Annotated in this window: 15 protein-coding genes; 7 read left to right on the top strand and 8 right to left on the bottom strand. The window is 70.4% G+C overall.

The genetic code is table 11. The features are described 5' to 3' along the window. Positions 1 to 234: 234 nt before the first annotated feature. Positions 235 to 1,683: an argininosuccinate synthase gene (gene argG, locus ACZ69M_RS24575; RefSeq protein WP_075029507.1), complete on the bottom strand. Its 1,449-nt coding sequence runs from the start codon at positions 1,681 to 1,683 to the stop codon at positions 235 to 237. A gap of 231 nt (positions 1,684 to 1,914) precedes the next feature. Here argG and ACZ69M_RS24570 point away from each other — a divergent pair, with 231 nt between their 5' ends. Continuing rightward, positions 1,915 to 2,613 (top strand): LuxR C-terminal-related transcriptional regulator, encoded by a 699-nt coding sequence (locus ACZ69M_RS24570; protein ID WP_470052859.1) that lies wholly within the window; start codon positions 1,915 to 1,917, stop codon positions 2,611 to 2,613. 145 nt (positions 2,614 to 2,758) lie between these two features. On the opposite strand, the gene ACZ69M_RS24565 is transcribed toward ACZ69M_RS24570, so the two are convergent. Further along, positions 2,759 to 3,790 (bottom strand): LacI family DNA-binding transcriptional regulator, encoded by a 1,032-nt coding sequence (locus ACZ69M_RS24565; protein WP_470052857.1) that lies wholly within the window; start codon positions 3,788 to 3,790, stop codon positions 2,759 to 2,761. Between the two features lie 396 nt (positions 3,791 to 4,186). On the opposite strand from ACZ69M_RS24565, the gene ACZ69M_RS24560 reads away from it, so the two are divergent. From ACZ69M_RS24560 to ACZ69M_RS24545, 4 genes are all read left to right on the top strand, one after another. Beyond that, entirely contained in the window at positions 4,187 to 5,215 is a 1,029-nt protein-coding gene (locus tag ACZ69M_RS24560) for a sugar ABC transporter substrate-binding protein (protein WP_470052855.1), read from the top strand. A 329-nt stretch (positions 5,216 to 5,544) separates the two neighbouring features. Continuing rightward, positions 5,545 to 6,402: a sugar phosphate isomerase/epimerase family protein gene (locus tag ACZ69M_RS24555; RefSeq protein WP_470053191.1), complete on the top strand. Its 858-nt coding sequence runs from the start codon at positions 5,545 to 5,547 to the stop codon at positions 6,400 to 6,402. An 84-nt stretch (positions 6,403 to 6,486) separates the two neighbouring features. Next, complete coding sequence (locus ACZ69M_RS24550) at positions 6,487 to 7,683, top strand: Gfo/Idh/MocA family protein (RefSeq protein WP_470052853.1); 1,197 nt, start codon at positions 6,487 to 6,489, stop codon at positions 7,681 to 7,683. A 36-nt stretch (positions 7,684 to 7,719) separates the two neighbouring features. Continuing rightward, positions 7,720 to 8,718, top strand: a complete 999-nt coding sequence (locus ACZ69M_RS24545; protein ID WP_470052851.1) for a sugar phosphate isomerase/epimerase family protein — start codon at positions 7,720 to 7,722, stop codon at positions 8,716 to 8,718. A 105-nt stretch (positions 8,719 to 8,823) separates the two neighbouring features. On the opposite strand, the gene ACZ69M_RS24540 is transcribed toward ACZ69M_RS24545, so the two are convergent. The 5 genes from ACZ69M_RS24540 to ACZ69M_RS24520 all read right to left on the bottom strand — a co-directional run bounded on the left by ACZ69M_RS24540 (position 8,824) and on the right by ACZ69M_RS24520 (position 14,620). Then, entirely contained in the window at positions 8,824 to 9,537 is a 714-nt protein-coding gene (locus tag ACZ69M_RS24540) for a DUF3472 domain-containing protein (protein WP_470052849.1), read from the bottom strand. Between the two features lie 307 nt (positions 9,538 to 9,844). Then, positions 9,845 to 11,176: a hypothetical protein gene (locus ACZ69M_RS24535; protein ID WP_470052847.1), complete on the bottom strand. Its 1,332-nt coding sequence runs from the start codon at positions 11,174 to 11,176 to the stop codon at positions 9,845 to 9,847. A gap of 105 nt (positions 11,177 to 11,281) precedes the next feature. Beyond that, positions 11,282 to 12,070 carry a class I SAM-dependent methyltransferase gene (locus ACZ69M_RS24530; RefSeq protein ID WP_470052845.1) on the bottom strand — a complete coding sequence of 263 codons (789 nt, stop codon included), beginning with the start codon at positions 12,068 to 12,070 and terminating at the stop codon, positions 11,282 to 11,284. An 11-nt stretch (positions 12,071 to 12,081) separates the two neighbouring features. Continuing rightward, positions 12,082 to 12,939: a class I SAM-dependent methyltransferase gene (locus tag ACZ69M_RS24525; RefSeq protein WP_470052843.1), complete on the bottom strand. Its 858-nt coding sequence runs from the start codon at positions 12,937 to 12,939 to the stop codon at positions 12,082 to 12,084. A gap of 124 nt (positions 12,940 to 13,063) precedes the next feature. After that, entirely contained in the window at positions 13,064 to 14,620 is a 1,557-nt protein-coding gene (locus ACZ69M_RS24520; RefSeq protein WP_470052841.1) for a hypothetical protein, read from the bottom strand. Positions 14,621 to 14,841: 221 nt separating this feature from the next. On the opposite strand from ACZ69M_RS24520, the gene ACZ69M_RS24515 reads away from it, so the two are divergent. Together ACZ69M_RS24515 and ACZ69M_RS24510 are read left to right on the top strand one after the other, a co-directional pair. Then, positions 14,842 to 15,303: a MarR family winged helix-turn-helix transcriptional regulator gene (locus ACZ69M_RS24515; protein WP_470052839.1), complete on the top strand. Its 462-nt coding sequence runs from the start codon at positions 14,842 to 14,844 to the stop codon at positions 15,301 to 15,303. Between the two features lie 104 nt (positions 15,304 to 15,407). Further along, entirely contained in the window at positions 15,408 to 17,078 is a 1,671-nt protein-coding gene (locus ACZ69M_RS24510; protein WP_470053189.1) for an MFS transporter, read from the top strand. An 82-nt stretch (positions 17,079 to 17,160) separates the two neighbouring features. On the opposite strand, the gene ACZ69M_RS24505 is transcribed toward ACZ69M_RS24510, so the two are convergent. Continuing rightward, positions 17,161 to 17,886, bottom strand: a complete 726-nt coding sequence (locus ACZ69M_RS24505; RefSeq protein WP_470052837.1) for a GNAT family N-acetyltransferase — start codon at positions 17,884 to 17,886, stop codon at positions 17,161 to 17,163. Positions 17,887 to 18,035: the final 149 nt, after the last annotated feature.

Genomic DNA, 18,035 nt, shown 5'->3' with positions numbered 1-18,035 from the left:
ACGGCGGCCTCCGCCCACTGCCGGACAGGGAACGTCGGCGGACGGTGTGTCCGTGAGCCTGTCCCGCCGCTCCCCATGCGTGAGTCGCTGTCGGCCACCCATGCGTGAGGTCGCTGTAGCGACGGGAGCCGTGGCGGTGAGCCCCTCCCCCTCGCGCAGCGGACGACGGCGGGCCCCGGCGGAACAGAATCCGCCGGGGCCCGCCGCCCGGGTACCTACGACCGGTGACCGGCGTCAGTCCGTGCCGGACTCCATCGCCGCGCGGTCCAGCATCGTCTCCTCGTCCGTCGCCTCGCCCCGCGAGGCGATCACCTCGGCGCCGCCCTCGTCCATGGCGCCGATCAGACCGGTCGAGGCCGCCTGCGCGGCGCCGATCGGCGTCGGGTGGTCGCTGCCGACCAGGCCCAGGCCCGCGTACTGCTCGAGGCGGGCACGGGAGTCGGCGATGTCCAGGTTCCGCATGGTGAGCTGGCCGATGCGGTCCACCGGGCCGAACGCGGAGTCCTCGGTCCGCTCCATGGAGAGCTTGTCCGGGTGGTAGCTGAGCGCCGGTCCCCGGGTGTCGAGGACCGAGTAGTCCTCGCCGCGCCGCAGCCGCAGGGTCACCTCGCCGGTAATCGCCGTGCCGACCCAGCGCTGCAGCGACTCGCGCACCATCAGCGCCTGCGGGTCCAGCCAGCGGCCCTCGTAGAGCAGCCGGCCCAGCCGCCGGCCCTCGTTGTGGTACGCGGCCACGGTGTCCTCGTTGTGGACCGCGTTGACCAGACGCTCGTAGGCGATGTGCAGCAGCGCCATGCCGGGGGCCTCGTAGATGCCGCGGCTCTTGGCCTCGATGATCCGGTTCTCGATCTGGTCGGACATGCCGAGGCCGTGCCGGCCGCCGATCGCGTTGGCCTCCATGACGAGGTCGACCGGGGAGCCGAACTCCTTGCCGTTGACGGTCACCGGACGGCCCTGGTCGAAGCCGACCGTCACGTCCTCCGTGGCGATCTCCACCGACGGGTCCCAGAACCGCACGCCCATGATCGGGTCGACCGTCTCGATACCGGTGTCCAGGTGCTCCAGAGTCTTGGCCTCGTGCGTGGCGCCCCAGATGTTGGCGTCCGTGGAGTACGCCTTCTCCGTCGAGTCCCGGTACGGCAGCCCGTGCGCGAGCAGCCACTCCGACATCTCCTTGCGGCCGCCGAGCTCCGTGACGAAGTCCGCGTCCAGCCAGGGCTTGTAGATCCGCAGGTGCGGGTTGGCGAGCAGCCCGTACCGGTAGAACCGCTCGATGTCATTGCCCTTGAACGTGGAGCCGTCGCCCCAGATCTGCACCCCGTCCTCGAGCATGGCCCGCACCAGCAGCGTGCCGGTCACGGCACGCCCCAGCGGCGTGGTGTTGAAGTACGGGCGCCCGCCCGACCTGATGTGGAACGCACCGCAGGCGAGTGCGGCCAGCCCTTCCTCGACCAGTGCGGCACGGCAGTCGACAAGCCGAGTGATCTCGGCGCCGTACGCGGTGGCACGGCCGGGCACGGACGCGATGTCGGGCTCGTCGTACTGACCGATGTCGGCGGTGTACGTGCACGGGACGGCACCCTTGTCGCGCATCCAGGCGACGGCGACCGAAGTGTCGAGCCCGCCGGAGAAGGCAATGCCGACGCGCTCGCCGGTGGGGAGGGAAGTGAGGACCTTGGACATGGCAAGATTATGCAACATCCCGCATGGTCATGCAAGCCACTCCGTAGACGGCCTGATGTCCCGACGGTCGAGAAGTGACCGAGACCACAAAGGAAACGATGTCGTTTCGATAGCACCCGAGCTACGCTGATGGCACCGAAGTGAACGAAACCGTTTCGTTCGCAGGGAGTGCGGTGGCGGACACCCGACCCACGTCGGCCGTCGCCCCGACCCTCACGAAGGGCGCCCGTCATGACCTCCGTACTCGTGGTGCACAGCCAGTCCCTGCACCGTCTCGGTCTGCGCATGCTGCTGGCGGCCGAGCCCGACCTGACCGTCGTCGGCGAGGCGGCGAGTGGCGCCGAGGCGGTCCGCATGAGCGCCGCGCTCGGTCCCGACGTCGTCGTGATGGGCCACCACGCAGCCGATCCGAACGGCGTCGAGGCCATCCGTCGCATCACCCGGCCCCTCACCCCGATTCCGGCACCCGAGCACGTCAGAGCCGGCGGACGCCCCCCGCGCGTACTGGTCCTCACCCCCAGCAGCCACGAGGGGTACGCCTACGCGGCACTGCGCGCGGGAGCCGGCGGGTTCCTCCCCCAGGACGCCACTCCCGACGAACTGACCGCGGCCGTCCGCATCGTGGCCGCCGGAGACGCCGTCACCACACCCAGCGTCACCCGTGCGCTCATCGACGCGGTCCGCCAGGAGCGCCCGGCCCGAACGGCCGAGCAGGAGACAGGGCTCGACATGCTCACCGAGCGGGAACGCGACGTCCTCACCGCCGTCGCCTCCGGCTGGTCCAACGCCGAGATCGCCGCGCGGCTGTCCATCGCGCCGACCACCGTCAAGTCTCACGTCAGCCACATCCTCGCCAAGATCGGCGCCCGCGCCCGCGTGCAGGCGGTGACCTTCGCCTACGAGACGGGCCTGGTGCGACCGGCCGCCTGACGCCGACCTTCACCGCAAGGCCGCCGGCCCGCACCGCAAGGCCGCCGACTCCGCGAGCAGGTCCGCGGTGCGGTGCCACTCCCCCGCAGGCCACGCCTCCCCTTCGCGCCGCGCCCGCGTGCTGGCGGTGGCCCCGGAGCGCCTGTCAGACGCGCTCCGCGGTGGTGCCACGCAGGACGAGCCGTGGGGCCAGTACGACCTCGCGGGGCTCGGTGCGGCCCTGGTCCAGGCGCTCGACGGCGGCGACCACCGCATGCCGGGCCTGTTCACGGGCGCTCTGGCTGACCGTGGTCAGGTTGAAACAGCTCAGGCGGGACAGGGCGTCGTCGTCGTAGCCGACCACGGACACCTCGCCCGGCACGGCGACCCCGGCACGGGACAGAGCGGCCAGGACGCCGATGGCGGACTGGTCGTTGAACGCGACGACGGCGGTGGGGAGTTCGGCGCCGTCGAGCAGCTGGCGGGCGGCACGTTCGCCGGCCGCTTCGGTGTTGTCGCCGCGCAGCACCCCGATGTGCGCGTCCAGGCCGTGACGGCGCATGGCGGCGCGGTAGCCGCGGCGACGGTCGGTGGCGATGACACCCTTACCGCCGTCGACGTAGGTGATCGCGCGGTGGCCGAGCTCCACCAGGTGGTCGACCACCTGGCCGACCCCGTCGTCGTCGGCCGAGCGGACGACGTCGAGGTCGGCGTCGGCGATCCGGCGGCCGACAGCGATGACGGGAGCCTTGCGGTCCAGCGCGGCGAGTGCGTCGCCCGAGGCGGTCGGGCCGAGCAGGATCAGAGCCTCGCTGCGGAAGGCCAGCAGCGTCTCGACGGCGGTGTGTTCGTCGCGGGTGCGGGTCTGGGTGCTGAGGACGAGGTCGTAGCCGACCTCCTCGGCGGCCGTGTGGAGGTGCTCGACCAGATCCGCGTGGAAGGGGCTGTGGATGTCGACCATGACGCCGAGCAGCCGGGTGCGTCTGCTGGCCAGCAGACTGGCGGTGCGGTCCACCTGGTAACCGAGCTCGGCGGCGGCTTTCAGAACGCGTTGCCGGGTGCGCTCGCTGGGGCCGGGCACACCACGCAGCACCAGGGAGACGGACGCGGTGGAGACGCCCACGCGGGCGGCCACGTCCTCCAGCCGGGGGCGTTTGCTGGCGCCGTCCCTGCGACTCGCGGAAGCGTCGTCGTCCACTCGCACCTCCCGGCAGATCTCCTCGAGCAACACCCTTGACACGTTGACCGAACGAGCCGATAGTACCAGAACTTAAAGCGCTTTAAATTGTCCTGACGTTCCAACGAAGTCGGCTCGGACCGCTACCGCTACCGCTCCCGGCATTCCGAGACCGGCCACGTCACCGTCCCGCAGACCGAGTTCCCCAAGCCACCGCATCGTCTCGACCCCGGGACGGTCATCACGCCCAGGCCACCGACTCCACCGGGTCGAGGGCCTGCGTCCGGCTGCCAACAGCTTCCGCGCACCGCGCCCCGACCGAGGCCGCCGCGACCTCCCCGGCCCCATCCAGCAGCCGCGCATCCACAGCCCACTGCCCGTCACTCCCTCTCACTTGCACAGCGAGGTGCACGCGCCATGAGACACACATCCCTTCCCCGCTCTCCCCGATTCCGCAGAATCGCCCCCGTCGTGGCGGTGGCCGCCGCGGCCGCTCTCACCCTGGCCGGCTGTTCCAGCAGCTCCGGCGGGAAGAAGGCCGCGGAGAGCGGGGCCGCGGTGTCGGCGGGCAAGGCCGACACCCCCCGCATGACGATCGCCATGGTCACCCACGCGCCCTCCGGCGACACCTTCTGGGACACCATCCGCAAGGGCGCCGAGGCGGCCGCCGCCAAGGACAACGTCAAGCTCATCTACTCCAACGACGAGACCGCCGCCGATCAGGCCAACCTCGTGCAGAACGCGATCGACCAGAAGGTCGACGGCATCGCGGTCACCCTCGCCAAGCCCGACGCCATGAAGGCCGTGGTCGCCAAGGCCGAGGCGGCCGGCATCCCGGTCGTCGGCTTCAACGCCGGCCTGTCCGAATGGAAGAAGCAGGGTCTGCTGTCGTTCTTCGGCCAGGACGAGTCCGTCTCCGGCCAGGCGCTCGGCACCAAGCTCAACGGCACCGGCGCCAAGCACGCCCTGTGCGTCGTGCAGGCCCAGGGGGACGTCAACCTGGAAGAGCGCTGCGCCGGTGTCAAGAAGACCTTCAGTGGCAAGACCGACAACCTCTACGTCAACGGCACCGACATGCCGTCCGTGAAGTCGACGATCACCGCCAAGCTCGCGCAGGACAAGTCCATCGACGAGGTCGTCACGCTCGGCGCCCCGTTCGCGCTGACGGCCGCGCAGGCGACGTCCGAGGCCGGCAGCAAGGCGAAGGTCGCGACCTTCGACCTCAACAAGGACCTGATCTCCGCCATCGAGAAGGGCAGCATCCAGTTCGCGGTCGATCAGCAGCCCTACCTCCAGGGCTACTTGGCCGTCGACTCCCTGTGGCTCTACAAGACGAACGGCAACTACAGCGGCGGCGGCGAGCAGCCGATCCTGACCGGCCCGGCGTTCGTCGACAAGACCAACGTCGACACCGTCTCCCAGTTCGCCGCGAAGGGCACCCGGTGAGGACCGTGACCCAGCGGGCCGAGCCGGCGGTGACCACACCGCCGGCCCCGGCCCCGGCCACGGCCCTGGCCCTGGCCCCAAGGAGACCGACGGCCGGACCGCCCGGCGTCCTCTGACGCGCGCCCTCGCCCGGCGCGCCAAGAACGAGATCTCGTTCGGGCGTGCAAAGGCCCCAGGTGCAGGGCGGACATGACGTGGCGGCACCCCGGTGCCCGGAGGCGGCCCCACGACCTCCGCCCGCCTCCGGGCACCGCCAGGCACCGCCGCTGGACCGAAGACGTCCTGCCCCAACGCTCCACCGTCTCCCCGTGACCGGAAGGCACACTCCCGTGAAGATCGCCCTCGACCCCTACATGATCCGCAACGTTCCGCTCCTCGAACTGCCCGCCGTGGTCGCCGAGTTGGGCTACGAATGGATCGAACTCTCCCCCAGAGAGGACTTCATCCCCTTCTTCCGGCACCCGCGCGTCGACGACGCGACCGTACGGAAGTTCCGCAAGGCGCTGGACTCGGCGGGCGTCGGTGTCTCCTCCGTCCTGCCCCTGTTCCGCTGGTCGGGCCCGGACGAGGATGCCCGGCAGGCCGCCGTCCGCTACTGGAAGCGCGCCATCCGGATCACCGCCGATCTCGGCGTGGACAGCATGATCTCCGAGCTCAACGGCCGGCCCGAGGAACCGGACCGCAGCGAGGCCCAGTTCTGGAAGTCGATGGACGACCTGCTGCCGCTCCTGGAGCGGGAGGGCATCCGCCTCACCCTGGAGCCGCACCCCGACGACTTCATCGAGAACGGCCACGACGCGATCAACCTGATCCGCGGCATCAACCACCCGAACGTCAGCTTCCTGTACTGCGCCCCGCACACCTTCCACATCGGCAACGACGCTCCCGGCATCATCAAGCACGCCGGCGACCTGCTCACCCACGTCCACCTCGCCGACGCCCTGGACCACACCGCGTCCTCCGGCAACCGCTACATCCTCAACCCGCCCGGCACGTCGGCCCGGATCCACCAGCACCTCGACATCGGCCAGGGCGAGGTCGACTTCGACGAACTCTTCCGCGAGCTGCGCGCGAACGGCTTCGACGGGACGCTCACGGCCTGTGTCTTCGCCTGGGAAGAACGCGCCAAGGAGTCATCCGTCTTCATGCGGAAGAAGATCGACGAGCACCTGGCCATCTGGTCCTGACGGACCACGACAGCCCCGGCACTGACGTCCCGGGTGCGGGCTGACATTCCTTCCTTGTGAACCTTCCTTGAGAGAGGCACCTCCATGACCACGTCCGCCAAACCCCTCTCCGTCGCGGTCATCGGCGCCGGTATGGCAGGGCGCAGCCACGCCGCCGGCTACCGCAACGTCAACACGGTCTTCGGCGCCGGTCTGCCGCCGGTCCGGCTGGCCGCGATCGCCGATGCCAACATCGAGCTCGGCGAGGACGCCGCCCGCCGCTACGGCTTCGAGAAGGCACTCCCGAGCTGGGAGGCCGTCGCCGAGGACCCGACGATCGACGCCGTCAGCATCGTCGTCGGCAACGCGCTGCACCGGCCGATCGCCGAGGCACTGGTCGCCGCGGGCAAGCACGTGCTGTGCGAGAAGCCGCTTGCCGGATCGTTGGAAGACGCCCGCGCCATGGCCGAGTTGGAGCGCTCCGCCGATGTCGTGACCACCGTCGGGTACACCTTCCGCCGCTCTCCCGCCATCGCCGCGATCCGCGAGCACGTCCGGCGCGGCGAGCTGGGTGACCCGACCCTGTTCAGCGGCCGCTACTGGTGCGACTACGCGACCGACCCGAACGGGCCGCTGAGCTGGCGGTTCAAGGGCGGCCTCGGTTCCGGTGCGCTCGGGGACATCGGCTCGCACGTCATCGACGCCGCCGAGTACGTCGCGGGGCCCATCGCCTCGGTCTCCGGTGCCTCGCTGTCGACGCAGATCCCCAAGCGGCCCCTGCCGCTGGGCGCGGTCGTGGGGCACAACGCGGCTCCCGTCTCGGACGAGTTCGGTGAGGTCGAGAACGAGGACACCGCGTCCTTCACCGCCCGCTTCGAGTCCGGTCTCGTCGGCACCTTCTCGGTGACGCGCACCGGCTTCGGCCTGCCCAACGGGCTGTACTTCGACATCCTGGGCGTCGGTGGCCGCGCCGCGTTCGACCAGCATCGGCCCGCCGAGTACCTCTTCGACGACGCCCAGCCCGAGGCTCGTACCCGAGGCGCGCGCCAGATCATCGTCGGCCCGCAGCTGCCGTACTTCGCGGGCGGGGTCCCGATGGAGGCGCCGGGTGTGGGCGCCAGCAACGCCGACAACTTCACCTACCAGGCCCGGGCCTTCCTCGACCAGGTCGCGGGCGTCGCCGAGCCGCTGCCGGCCTGCGCCACCTTCGCCGACGCACTGCGGACCATGGAGATCATCCGGGCCGTCGTCGAGTCCTCCCTCGGCGGTGGCGCCGCCGTCACGGTTCCGCCCGCCGCCTGACCGCCTGACCCCCACTCGCGTCCAAGGAGCACACACATGGCCCTCAAGCTCGGCGCCTACACCGCCTGTCTGCACGACCGGCCCCTCACGGAGGCACTCGACATCCTCAAGGAGAACGGCCTGACCTCCGTCGAGGTCAACACCGGCGGCTTCATTCCGTCCCCGCACTGCCCGGTCGACCTGCTGCTGTCCTCGGCCACCGCGCGCGAGGAGTACCTGGCGACCTTCGCCAACCGTGGGATGGAGCTGACCGGCCTCAACTGCAACGGCAACCCGCTCAACCCGCTCCCCGGCGTCGGCCCGAAGCACGCCGACGACCTGCGCCGCACCATCCGCCTCGCCGGCCTGCTCGGTGTGAGGCACGTGGTGACCATGTCCGGCACACCGGGCTCCGACCCCGACGCGAAGTACCCGTCCTGGGTCGTCAACCCCTGGGACGGCGTCTACATGGACGTCCTGGACTACCAGTGGGGCGTGGCTGTCGAGTTCTGGAAGGAGATCGACGCGCTGGCCCGGGAGAACGACGTCCGGGTCGCCATCGAGATGCATCCGCACAACCTGGTGTTCTCCCCGGTCACCCTGAAGCGGCTCGTCGACGAGACCGGCGCGATGAACGTGGGCGCGGAGATGGACCCCTCACACCTGATGTGGCAGGGCATGGACGTCGTCGCCTGCATCAAGTGGCTGGGTCCGCTGGTGTTCCACGCCGCGGCCAAGGACGCGACGCTCTGCCCCGGCGCCGACATCCGTGGCGTGCTGGACACCTCGTTCACCCGTGTACCCGCCGACGCGCCGGGCAAGGTGCCCACCGGTTACGGGTTCTGGTGCAACGCCTGGCCCGAGAACCCGGCGTGGAAGTTCGTCGCCGTCGGCGTCGGACACGACGTCGCCTACTGGACCGAGTTCCTGCGCGCTCTCGCCGAGATCGACCCGGACATGGCCGTGAACATAGAACACGAGGACGCCGCCTACTCCCAGACCGAGGGACTGGCACTGGCCGCCAAGAACCTTCAGGGCGCCGCGACCGCCCTGTAGCTCCACTCCACCGCATGGCCCCGTGCCCACGCACCAGGCGCGGGGCCACCAGCTGCTCCACCCGGTTCGCGACGGGCCACGGTGGGGCGGCGCCCCACCGTGATGTCACCGTCCGCCGAGCGTCACCTTGGCGGCCTTCGTCCACCCGAGGTCGACCAGCTGCACGTTGCCGCCCGTGCACCGGCCACGGGTCGACCGTTCATACGTGGAGCCGTATCGGTAGGTGCCGTTGCCCTGTGCGTTCGCCGCGGGCTGGGTGAAGTAGGCGACCGACCGGGGCACCTTGTCGCAGGCGACGGCGGTGCCGAAGTACTCGCTGAAGTTGGACGGGACGCCGAGCAGCGTCTGGTCGCGCGGCACCCGGAGACTTCCGATGGCGGTGTCGACGCCTGTCTTCATGTTCTGGATCCACGCGCCCCACCACTGCCCTCCCGCGTCCGCGTTCAGGCGCCACACCCGGAGCCGGTAGTCGGCCTGCCGGTCGATGGGATAGGCGAGCCGGCAACTGAGCCCCGCCCCCTCGCCGCCGAACGCCCCGCAGCTCCCCCTGCCGGCGTTGGCGTTCCACAGCGAGAAGATCGCCGTCTCACCCGTCGTGTGATTGAAGCGCGTCCCGTCGGTCTGCAGGCCCATGTACCCGCCGTTGCCCGGTGTGGCCGTGAAGTCCCACATCATGGCCCAGTACGAATGGTTCGCCTTCTGGGTGATCTGCACCCGCTGGTCGATGTTCCAGAACCCCTTGGCGCCGTGGAAGTTCCATATCGCGTACTCGTTGGCGTCCTGGTGTTGCGCGGCCTGTGCCGGCGCCGTGCTCAGCATGAGCACCGCGCAGACGGCCGCGACGAATCCCAGAACCCCGCGCGCCCGAGAGCGCCGACCCCGACCCCGTGGGCGTGCCATTGCGCTGTTGATCGTCCCCACCCCCTGTTCATGCCGACCGCCCCCGCGTCGCGGTCCGGACCCGGCGGTGGTCGTGCGGCACCACGCTAGGCGAGCGGATATAGAAGGCAAAAGGGGCGTGGCGGGAAATAATGGCACGCCGCCCGAGTGCTCCGTCACGCCCCCTCTACGACGTCCACGCGCCGCGTCTGCGCGTACTCGTCCACGTCCTTCCCGCACGGTTGCGTCAGTCCTGCTCCTGGTAGGGAAGCTCTTCGCGGACGTTTCCGGAGCGGTCCCGGGCGACCAGCACGGCCGTGACGGGGCCGCGCTCCGGCAGGTCGGTGAGCTCGGGCCCGGCGATGAGGAACGTCCCTCCGGTGATGTGGGCCGCCAGGTCGGGCATGCCGTCGCGACGCAGGACGACCGAGGCGATGTGGGCGTCTTCCACCAGGCCCACCACGGCGATGGTGCCGCTGGCGCCGTCCGTGAAGTCGTAGTACATCCGGGTGGCCGCGATGTTGTTGCCGACCACGGCGAAGTCCCGAACCGGGCCCTGTTGAGGAGTGAAGTCGAACACGAACGGGTCCTCGGCGCTCGCCCGGTCACCGGTGGTGTGCCAGACGAGCAGCTTGCCGTAGCGGCCGAGCCGGACTCGTTCGTGCGGTGTGAGGTCGGCGTGAGCACCGGGTCGCCACTGCTCCGGATCGACGATCGGAGGTGCGTCGGCCGCCGCGAGAACCGCGGTCAGATCGTCGGTGGCGAGCACGGGGTCCTCGACGGCCGGTGCGGGCCGGTCCTCGACGGCGGTCGCGCGCGCCGGCAGTGCCGCGACGGGCACGATCTCGCCCTTCGGGCTGCCGTTGGTCCGCAGAACGAGGCCCGTGGAGTCGACGAGGAACGCGTTGGGAGCCACGAACACACCGTCGGCGACCACCGTCCATCCCAGCGGGCGCCGGTCCGCGGGCCGTTCCACGACCAGGCTGCCGACCTCGGGTGCGACAACACCCGCGATGGTGCCGAACTCGGTGTGGAACGTCGCCGAGGCTCCTTCGCCGGGCGACGCGCCCACGGCGGGCTGGGACAAGGTGACCCGCTTCGGAGTGAGTTCCGCGAACACCACTCCGTCCGGCGAGCCGAATGCGATCACCCTGATGCCGTTGCGGCGCGCGGTGAGCAACGGCTGCCAGTCGGCCGGATCGGGATGCGCACGCGTCGCGGCCGCGTCGCAGCGGCGTACGTCAGCCGCGGAGGCCCACCCGGTCCGCAGACGGTAGAAGTCCTCCACCCTACGAATGCCGGAGCGTGGCTGGTCACGGGGCGCTCCGGAATGCGCGGCGAGGTGCTGCCGCAGGCGCGGCCAACTCGGGAATCCATGAAGGCGGGCGATCACCAACTGCGCGGTGTCGAGGCTGAATTCGGCCAGCGGATTCCGGCTCTCGGGCGCGTGCCGCGCGACGAGTGCCAAGGCGGTGGGCTGCTGGGAGCGCACGGCCCGCTGCAAGTCCTTCGCCCGCTTCTTGAGCTGTTCCAGACTGGCACGCTCGGGCAGGGGCACGGTCTGCGGTGTGGTCGGCACGGAGCCTCCTTCGGTGAACCGGTGGTCCGCCGAACCGGCCGAAGGACGGTAGGCCATCATGACGCGCTCGTGTACACCAGGTGGGCTCTGCTCCCCGGTCGGCTTTCACGCCCGTGCCGGCTTGTGGGCCAGTTCGTAGGCGAAGCCGACCGTCTCGGTGAGGCGGTCGTCGGCCGTGTGGCGGCTGAGTTCGGCGGTGAGGTCGGCGTCGAAGGCGGCGGCGTGGTCCGCGAGCACCGGCGGCAGGAACGACGTCGACCGGATGTGCCCGGCGAGTTCACGGATCGTCCAGTGGTGCTCGACCGGGAACTCGTGGCGTCCGACGGGCTCGAACCCCGCACGGGACAACACCTCGTGGTCAGGGTCCCGCCGCCTCGGCTGATCCCAGCCCTGCGGAACGCGTCCGGCCGCGCCGAGGGCGTTCTGCCATGTGCGCAGCACGCCGGAGAGCGCCCGCTGCCAGTCCTGGGAGCCCGCCCAGGGGGAGGTCGACCAGCACAGTACGAGGCAGCCACCCGGCCTGAGCCAGGTGTGGGCGAGTCCCGCGACCGCAGCGCGGCGCAGCCGGTGGAAGGCATTGCCGATGACGATCGACTCGAAGCTGTCCGGCCCGGCGGGCAGATCCTCGGCGCCGACGGTGATCGCCTTGGCGCGGACCACTTCCGTCATGCCGGGTTCGGCGTCCACGCACCACACGTCCGCGAACGAGTCGCGCAGCGGGAAGGCGAGTTGGCCGGTGCCGCATGCCAGGTCGAGCAGGCGCCCGCGCCCCGAGGGGGCTGTCCGGCGTACGAGATCGGCGATCATCGCGTCGGGGTAGGGAAGCCGGAACCGGTCGTAGTATCCGGCCGTACCGCGGTAGAGATCGGGCTCGAACCTCACGTCACCGGCCATGCGACCACCCGTCAGGTAGTGGCCAACAACAGATCTTCTCCGCTCGACGGGCGAAGGCCGTCGGTCCGATCGGCGAAGTAGCGTTCGGCGAAGACGGTTCCCGGCACGTGGTGGACGCCCTTGAAGCCGGCGTCTCGGGCCAGCGCCACCATCTCCTGCGGGGCGTAGAAGCTGATGAACGGCGTTCCGGCCGCTTGCGCCTGTGGCTTGGTCGCCTCGAGTGCGGGGCGGTCGGCGTCATCGACGAGTTCGGCCGGCAGCATGAAGGTCATGGCGAGCGTCGAGCCCGGGGCGAGCAGGGCGAGCCGCCGCAGGGTCGCCGCGATGGCGTCTTTGGTGAGGTACATGCTCACGCCGGTGCAGGCGACGACCGTCGCCCGGCCGGGATCGAAGCCGGCGCCGGACAGTTGCTCCCACCAGTCCGCACCCGCTTCGAAGTCGACCGGCACGAGTCGCAGCCAGTCGGGGATCCCGTAGCCGAGTTCGATCAGGCGTCGGCGCTTCCAGGCCTGGGTGCCCGGCTGGTCGATCTCGAACACCCGCAGACGGGCTGCGATCTCTGGCCTGCGCTGGGCGAAGGTGTCCAGACCGGCGCCCAGCACGACGTACTGGGCGACGCCGTGGCCGACCTGTTCGGCCACCAGGTCCTCGATGAAACGGGCTCGGGCCACGATGGCCGCCCGGAACCCGCTGGTGCCCCGCGGGTCCATGTCCGGGCGGAGCCGCCATCCCTCCTCGGGTGCCGCCAGTCGCAGCCCGATCTCGTCCTCGATCACGTGGGGCGGCGAGTCGACCCGCACGTGCATCGCCCGCCAGAGGGCGACGCGCACCGCGCTGCTGTCCGGCACCTCGCTCTGCTCGTCCGCCACGATGCCCCTCTCCTTGCGGTCGGTCTCCGAGTCGGCCGTGGACGACCGCGACCGCGGGTTCCCGGCGCACCGGACGACAGCGTCGCGATCAGCCGGGGACACGACCCTCCCACACGCCGGGGCCTCAGTAGCCGAAGCTCGTCGTGTAGGCGCACTCGGTGTAGATGTAGCCGTTCCTCAGCTTGGCCGTGTCCGAGGCCGGGGACTTCCCGGTTCCGCTCCGGGCCTTGTGCACGAAGTACGTGGTGCCCGCGGGCAGTCGGATGGTCCGTTGCGGATAGTTCTTCCCGCTGTCGTTGCACGGTGTGAAGCCTCGCACCAGCGTGCGGGCGAGGGAGTAGGACGTGCAGCTCCCGCAGGCTTTGAGAGGGAAGCTTCCCGTCACCGGCCCCGTGTACATCACGGTGATGTCGTCGGGACTGTCGTTCTTGACGGTGACGGAGATACTGCCGCCGGATGCCGTCGTGGGCAGTCTCTTGCCCGCGGCGGGCACCGTCTGCGCGATTTCCGCCGCGATGGCGATCTTCTGGGCGCGGGCTCGGTTCGTGTGGTGCGGATGGTGCTTGACGAAGTCGTTCATCGTGGTGACGGCCTCGTCGAAGCGCCCGTCCTTGTACTGGTCCACTCCGCAGGCGTACGTACCCGAGTCCGCGGTCCTGTCGGCCCGGTCGGCGTCCTGGCCGAGGTCCGCGGCCACACCCGCCTCTTCTCCGGGCAGCGCACGGACCTGGGTGCCCAGGCTGTTGAGGTGCTGGACGGCCGTGCAGGGATCGCCGCCGGCCACCTGTGTTACGGCCTTGTCGACCGCCGTTTTGACGGTCGGCTCCACCTTCGCGGCCGACGCGGACCGCGGGAACGTCGTCAGGAGATCGCTGAAGTGCGTGGGCCAGTCCGTCTCGCCACCGCTCAGCGACTGCGACGCGCACTCGTAGAGCGAGGTCGCCAGCCGATCGTCGGGCCAGGTGGACAGTGCTCCGAGTGCCTGCTTGCCCATGGTCCTCGGCACGGTGCGCAGGTACTTCAGGGGCGCTATGGCGTCGCAGTAGTTCTTCTGGTCGTAGGGCGCACCGACTGTGGCGTAGTAGGTCTTGAGCCGGTCGGGGACCCGGGCGGCCGCTCGGGAGCCGGGATGGTCGCCGCGCAGGCCTTGATAGACCGCCAGGGCCCGGCGGTAATCGGCCTCCGCCGTCGCGAACGGCTGCTTGCCGGCGGTCTGCACGAGCTTGTCCGCCCGCTCCAGCCGGTCCATGAGCATCGCCTCGGTGGCGTCGTCGCGCGCGCCGTCGTACAGGACGACGCCACCGGTCGGCACGGCCAGAAGGACGATCCCGAGCGCGATCGCTAGCCAGGCGCGCGGCGGCCACACCAGACGGGTCCGCAGCCCCACGACCGCGCCATGAACCGCCGCGAGACCGAGGGAGACCAGGTAGGCGACGACGGCTGCGCCCGGCACGCCGTCCGGGTCCGCGGGGAGGGCCGCCAAGAGCAGCAGCGCGGTCGCGACCCAGCACAGCGTCATGAGTCCCCGACGGCGCACCAGCGCGTAACCCAGGCCCAGTCCGCACAGGTTCAGCAGGGCCACCGCGGTCGCTCGCAGCCCGTCAGCCGGAGCGGGCGGCGGTGCGCTCGGCATCGGCGGTACGACGAATCCGGCGCGCGGGCCGTTGTTGTCCCAGGACATGACGGCTCCCCCGGTCAATCACGCCCGAAGTTCTATGACTTGTCAGAGTACGTTCAATCATTCCGATGCGACAGAGGGTGCGCCGCGGCAGTGCGGGCACGCGGGAAGCGGAGTGCCGCCGTCGGGGATCACCTGCCGTCACCCGGGATCGCCCGCCCGATCATTACCCACTTTTGATTGGCCAGCCCAGACTGATAAACCTATTGTTAGTACTTGTGCAGGTGGAGAGAGAAGCAGGTACCGATCACACCCACGGACCGAGCGACACCGTCCGGCTCGCCACGGACCTTCGCCTCGCCGTGGGCCGCACGACCCGGCGACTGCGCCAGGCCCACGCCGTGGGGGACGTGTCACTCTCCGGTGTCTCGGTGCTCGCGCGGCTCGCCGCCGACGGCCCCAACTCCCCGGGATCCCTCGCCGACCTGGAACGCGTACGGCCACAGGCGATGGCCAGCACGCTCGCCGTACTCGAACAGCGCGGTCTCGTCGGTCGTGGCCCCGACGCGGCGGACGGGCGACGGATCATCGTGGCGATCACCGAGGAGGGACGAGCCATGCTGGCGGAGCGGCGCTCCGAGTCCGTACACCGGCTCTCGGCCGTCCTCGACGAGTTCACCCCGGAGGAGCGCGGAACACTCGCGGCGGCCCTGCCCCTCCTCGACCGACTGGCGCAACGGCTGTGACCGCGCGCACCGCGCGCTGGACGCGCCGGAAGGACGCCCCCGCGGGCCCCGGCTACAAGTGGGTCGCCCTGTCCAACACCACGCTCGGCGTACTGATCGCCACGATGGACGCCTCCATCGTGATCATCTCGCTGCCCGCGATCTTCCGCGGGATCGGGCTCGACCCGCTCGCGCCCGGCAACATCGGCTATCTGCTCTGGATGATCCTGGGCTATCTCCTGGTGTCGGCCGTACTCGTCGTCGTCCTCGGCCGACTCGGCGACATGTACGGCCGGGTCAAGATCTACAACCTCGGTTTCCTCATCTTCGCCGGTGCCTCCGTCGCGCTGTCCCTCGACCCCTTCCGGGCCGGCGCCGGCGCGATGTGGCTGATTCTCTGGCGCATCGTGCAGGCCTTCGGCGGGTCCATGCTCACGGCCAACTCGGCCGCGATCCTCACCGACGCCTTCCCCACCCGGCAGCGCGGCATGGCGCTCGGCATCAACCAGATCACCGCGCTCGCCGGCCAGTTCCTCGGCCTGCTCGCCGGTGGCCTCCTCGCCGCCGTCGACTGGCGCGCGGTGTTCTGGGTGAGCGTGCCGATCAGCATCACCGGGACCATCTGGTCGTACCTGAGCCTGCGCGAGACCGCGGCGGGGCGCCCCGGACGCATCGACTGGCTGGGTAACATCACCTTCGCCGCGGGCGCCGGGATCCTGCTGGCCGGGATCACCTACGGCATCCAGCCCTACGGCTCCGACGCCACCGGCTGGGGAAATCCGTGGGTGCTCAGCGGCCTGATCGGCGGCGTCGTACTGCTGCTGCTCTTCTGCTACGTCGAGTCGCGCGTCGCCGACCCCATGTTCACCCTGTCGTTGTTCAAGATACGGGCGTTCGCCGCGGGCAACCTGGCGGCGCTGCTGACCGCGATCGCACGCGGCGGGCTGCAGTTCATGCTCATCATCTGGCTGCAGGGCATCTGGCTGCCCCTGCACGGCTACGCGTTCGAGGACACCCCGCTGTGGGCGGGCATCTTCATGCTGCCGCTGACGCTCGGCTTCCTGATCGCGGGTCCTGTGTCGGGCTACCTGTCGGACCGGTTCGGCGCCCGGATGTTCTCCACGGCCGGACTGGTCGTCGTCGCGGTGTCCTTCCTCGGGCTGCTCGCGCTGCCCATCAACTTCGACTACGGGCTCTTCGCGGCGTTGCTCCTGCTCAACGGGCTGGGCCAGGGCATGTTCTCCGCGCCGAACACGTCCTCGATCATGGGCAGCGTGCCGCCCGAGTACCGGGGCGTCGCCTCGGGCATGCGCTCCACGTTCCAGAACTCGGGCACCGCTCTGTCCATCGGTGTGTTCTTCTCCCTGATGGTCTCCGGACTGGCCTCATCCCTGCCCGCGGCACTCAGCAGCGGACTCCAGGCGCACGGCGTACCGGCCGGCACCGCCGAGCACGCCGCGTCGCTGCCCCCGGTGAGCACGTTGTTCGCCACGTTCCTCGGCAACAACCCCATCGAGCACCTGCTCGGATCCGGCGGAACCCTCACCCACCTCACGGCGGCCCAGCACGCCACCCTGACCGGCCACACCTTCTTCCCGCAACTGGTCTCCGGCCCGTTCCACCACGGACTGACCATCGTCTTCAGCGTCGCCGCGGGCATGGCGCTGGTCTCCGCCCTCGCCTCGGCCCTACGCGGCGGGTCGCGTCCCGCTCAGGACAACCCGCCGCAGAGCCGACCGCCCGCTGCGGCCGGCCCGGCACCGGCGGAAAAGCGCCGGAACAACGCACCCTCGTAGGCGCGGGTCGTCGCCCAGGCCTGGCCGGTGCGACGCCGGTACGGGCGTCCCGAGAACGGCCGTCGACCGCTCTCAGGCGGTCTCAAACGGCGATCTCAACACTGAGTTGAGAGCCCAGTTCCTCGAAACCCAGTACGGCGGCGACACGCCGGGAGGCGGGAGGCCGCGCGCGCCATTGCGGCAGGAGTCCGGCAGCGAGGGCGTGCGCGACCGTCGCCGAGCCCGTCACCCGCGCCAGCCCGCGTCCGCGCGCTCCCGGCGCCGTCAGCACGCCGACGTGCGCGGTCCGACTCGGCCAGGCCCGATACCCGGCAGCCGCAACCACCTGCCCATGTTCTCGGACGACGAACACGGGCGACGTGATCTCGTCCAGTGCGGCCTCGCCGGCGTCCTCACGACCTGCCGCCTGCTCCAGCAGCCGCAAGTCCGGGTGGCCGGCCGGCAGTTGCTCCACGGTCGACGCACCGGCTTCCACCGGACGAAAGGCCTCCGGAGACACGTAGGACAGCGCTGCCGGCCCCAGCACCCGAGTCACGGGCAGCACCTCCCGGACCGCAACGCCATCCGCGACGTCTCCCACCGGCAGACCCGCCACCGCGTCGCGAACGGTCACGGCGGCGCTCTCGCTCGGCACGGTCACGATCGCCGATCCGCCCAGGGCGACGACTCCGACCCAGCCGACCGGGCACAGCCCGGACTCCGCGGAGACCACCACGTTCACACCGCCCATCGGCGCGAACGACACCGGCACCCGGGCCAGGCCCTCCCAAAGCCCACGGGCTCTCACCAGCAGCGGTTCCCTCGACATGGCCTCATCCTGCCGGCATGCCCCAGCTCCCACGATCATCCCGTGACGTCGGACGTCTTGACCCGACGGCCTCACCCCTCTACTTCTGTCATGTCTGCGACAGTTCAGCATTCTGACTTCTGTTCGAAATGCCGAATCACTGGGTGGGG

Source organism: Streptomyces sp. NPDC107454 (assembly GCF_055582885.1).
Note: the sequence above shows the minus strand (reverse complement) of the source record. Positions and strands in the feature narration are given on the sequence as shown.

Excerpts from the sequence above, each read along its gene's own strand:
- ACZ69M_RS24505 (WP_470052837.1), bottom strand. The coding sequence starts at position 17,886 with ATGTCGAGGGAACCGCTGCTGGTGAGAGCCCGTGGGCTTTGGGAGGGC.
- ACZ69M_RS24545 (WP_470052851.1), top strand. The coding sequence starts at position 7,720 with ATGGCCCTCAAGCTCGGCGCCTACACCGCCTGTCTGCACGACCGGCCC.
- ACZ69M_RS24510 (WP_470053189.1), top strand. The coding sequence starts at position 15,408 with ATGGACGCCTCCATCGTGATCATCTCGCTGCCCGCGATCTTCCGCGGG.
- argG (WP_075029507.1), bottom strand. The coding sequence starts at position 1,683 with ATGTCCAAGGTCCTCACTTCCCTCCCCACCGGCGAGCGCGTCGGCATT.
- ACZ69M_RS24570 (WP_470052859.1), top strand. The coding sequence starts at position 1,915 with ATGACCTCCGTACTCGTGGTGCACAGCCAGTCCCTGCACCGTCTCGGT.
- ACZ69M_RS24520 (WP_470052841.1), bottom strand. The coding sequence starts at position 14,620 with ATGTCCTGGGACAACAACGGCCCGCGCGCCGGATTCGTCGTACCGCCG.
- ACZ69M_RS24550 (WP_470052853.1), top strand. The coding sequence starts at position 6,487 with ATGACCACGTCCGCCAAACCCCTCTCCGTCGCGGTCATCGGCGCCGGT.
- ACZ69M_RS24530 (WP_470052845.1), bottom strand. The coding sequence starts at position 12,070 with ATGGCCGGTGACGTGAGGTTCGAGCCCGATCTCTACCGCGGTACGGCC.
- ACZ69M_RS24560 (WP_470052855.1), top strand. The coding sequence starts at position 4,187 with ATGAGACACACATCCCTTCCCCGCTCTCCCCGATTCCGCAGAATCGCC.
- ACZ69M_RS24540 (WP_470052849.1), bottom strand. The coding sequence starts at position 9,537 with ATGCTGAGCACGGCGCCGGCACAGGCCGCGCAACACCAGGACGCCAAC.